The sequence below is a fragment of the Flavobacterium sp. genome, from assembly GCF_044368625.1.
GTDB lineage: Bacteria > Bacteroidota > Bacteroidia > Flavobacteriales > Flavobacteriaceae > Flavobacterium.
In genome coordinates this window covers 1-2,904 of the sequence record NZ_JBIPPD010000332.1, presented here as the reverse complement: position 1 = coordinate 2,904, position 2,904 = coordinate 1, and the positions used below count along the sequence as shown (strand labels likewise).

Below are 2,904 nucleotides of genomic sequence, written 5' to 3'. Positions count from 1 at the left end.
CCAATTTAAGTAATATGGCAACTCTCACGGCAAATTTGTTCCTTAACACCAGCGGGTTCACCTCTGGCATTGAGAAGGCACGATCTGCCACCTCCAATTACCATCAAGAGATGAGCCGCGCGGCCAATTCCATCAAGGGATTGGAAGGTAATATCAGCGTCCTCAAGCTGCAAGCCGCTGGCTATGATAGCCTCGCTACTTCCTTGAAGCAGACTTTGGCTATTGAGGCGCAAGCAGACAAACTTGCCAAAAGTGGCCTGATCACAAAGGAGAAAGCCATTGCGCTCCTCCGTGAGCAGCAAACACTTGAGCGCAATATCGCTACGCAAAAAACGAACTCTGCTTCGGCACAAGCCGCCGCCGATAAAAAGTCGGCTTTGTTATCCAATCCTAGAGCAGCAGGTCTGCCAGAAGCCCCTTTAACTGACGCTTACCTAAAGCAAACCGAGCGTGCGGCATTTGTCGCTCAGGACGCTAGGAATAAGTTCAATCGCCTCACTGGGGCGATGGGTAACTCCAGCATGGGTTTCTTGGCGTTCTCGCAAGCGGTCGAAGACGCCCAGTATGGCATCAAAGGTGTTCTCAACAACATCCCGCAGATGATCCTTGGCTTCGGTGGTTCGATGGGCCTAGCCGGCGCTATCTCGCTAGCGGCGGTTGCAGCGGTCCAGCTTTACCCGCACCTTAAAAAGTTATTCTCTGCGGTTGATGCTGAAATTCTCAAATCTGCGGCCAAAGCCGGAGCTGAGGCGCTAAAAAATGGAATCAAAGCAGCACAGACGACTTATGATAATGCAGCAAATTCGATTAAGCTAAAAAACGAGACCGCTCAGATTGCCAAGTATTATAGGGACATCACCGCTCTTGGCCAAGATATGGCGGCGGTCCATCGCACCAACTTAGAAAGGCTCAAAATAGAGCGCGATCTTACTGAGCAAATTTACGAAGCGCGCGACCGCCTACTCAAGCTCCAAGGAATAAAAAGCGACGAAACCATCGATAGAGAGAAGGCTGAAAGAGAGATCGCTTTTCTAGAAAATCAAAAAAAGAATCTTAGAAATGAGCAGAACAAACTAAACGCTCAGATGCAAGAAGCTCAAGGCAAGAGGGACTTAGCGGCTGATATGGGCAGTAATCCTAAATTGCTTGAAAATGCAGAATCAATGAGACAGCTAGGGATTGAACTGGCTAAGGTACAAGAGGAAGCAGCAAGAGCAAAAAAAACCTTGGAGGAAATGGAGGCCCAAGGGAAAACCACGGTTAGGGCTGAAGGAAGGTCAATCACTACACCAACAGCCGCAGGACCAGTCACCACACAAGCACCTGGTGAGGTAATTACCAATAAATCGATTGAGGAAAGAAAACTCGCAGAAGCAGAGAGGCGCGCGGAAGAAATACAAAAACAACTTAGTATCAACGGCCAATTATTTTCAATCGATTCAGATGAAAGAGATAAAAGCATTGCAGAACTTGAGCAAAAAATTAAAGAATTTAATAATCAAAATCAAAGTTCTTTCAATAAAGAGAAAGCTGTTAATGATGAAATCAAACAGAAAAAAGAACTCTTAGAAATCTTAAAACAAACTCAAGCTGCTGAATTAAAACCAAAACAAGAAGCATACCGCCTCGAAGCCGAGATGGTCCGCGCGCGGATCGCTGGAGATGAGAAGAAGATCGCCGATCTCGAACGCCAGAAAGCAATCCAAGAAGAGATCGTCGCGCTCAACAAGCTCGGCATGACCGGCGACAAAGCCAAGGACACCGCCGCCAAGATGGTCGATGCCCGTGCTGCCGCTGACGAGGCCGACAAGGCACGCGAGAAGAAACAACAAGGCGGCCCAAGCGCCGGTGTGAGCCAACTCGGCAGCGTCGCCAAGGCGACTAATGTGCTGATGGGGCGCGCGGCCAACGATGGCATCCTCGAAGAAAACCGCCGTCAGACATCCCTGCTGCGGACGATTAAGGAGAATACCAAACCTAAGACGACCAACCCCGAAGTCCAAATCCCCGTTTTCGCATGAGCACCAGCAATTTCATCACCGTAGGAGCCACCGGTTCAAAGAGCAAAGAAGGCGTCATCCAATGGGTGGTTCCTTACTATGTCCAGACCATCGCTCAAGTGAAGACTGTGGGCAAAGAAGATTACGAAAACTGCCAAGAGGTTTCGCGGACATGGGCATGCAACAATGACGGCGCCGATCCTTCCTACATCGTGACTGTGACCTACGAGGGCGGCAGCGCCGAATCCAACAACGCCACCTACGGCGACGAAGAAAGCACAGTTTGGAGTCTTGATTTTGAGATGGCCGAGGAGCCGATTGAGGCCCATTGGAACTTTGAGGAAATCAAAAATGTTTACGGCGGCAAATGGGCAGACCCAGAAACTAAAGAGGATTGGACTTTTGATGAAACTCTCCCAGCGGGCTCGAAAGCCTCATCCGGTCTTGGTGGAAAAAGTAAGGTCGGCAAAGGCAACAAAAACCCGATGAAGGGGGTCAAAACCTACATCGTGATGAACTGCATTGCCTCGGTGAGCTACACCAAGAAAACCTTACCCAAGACTGTAATCGACAACATCGGGAAACTGTATCGCTCAGTACCAGACGCCCCAGAGCAATTTAACAACCTCGACAAAGGTAATCGAAACTGGATGAAGATGCCGCCGCAGATTTCCAAGCGTGGAAATGTCTGGCAGATTTCCGAATCATGGAAGCTCTCCGAGTACTATGAATGGCCGAAGGAGGTCTATCAGGACGGTAATGCTGGTAATTTCAACTAATGGACATCAAGGAAATCAAAGTCCAGAAGGGTGAGAGGATCCAAACCGCGTGGGAGCGATTGGTGCGATGGGTCGATACGCTCAAGGTGGTGCCAGGCGAAGGAGTGAAGGTTCGCGAGACGCCC

General features: G+C 49.6%; 2 protein-coding genes. Both read left to right on the top strand.

Going from position 1 to position 2,904, the window contains the following annotated elements; translation table 11 throughout:
* Positions 1-2,021 (top strand): hypothetical protein (locus ACIQ2X_RS15740; RefSeq protein ID WP_396179923.1); only part of this gene is annotated, 2,021 nt, incomplete at its 5' end.
* The gene (locus tag ACIQ2X_RS15735; RefSeq protein WP_396179922.1) at positions 2,018-2,779 is read left to right on the top strand and encodes a hypothetical protein; all 762 of its coding nucleotides are present in this window, start codon (positions 2,018-2,020) and stop codon (positions 2,777-2,779) included. The genes ACIQ2X_RS15740 and ACIQ2X_RS15735, both read left to right, overlap by 4 nt.
* Positions 2,780-2,904: the final 125 nt, after the last annotated feature.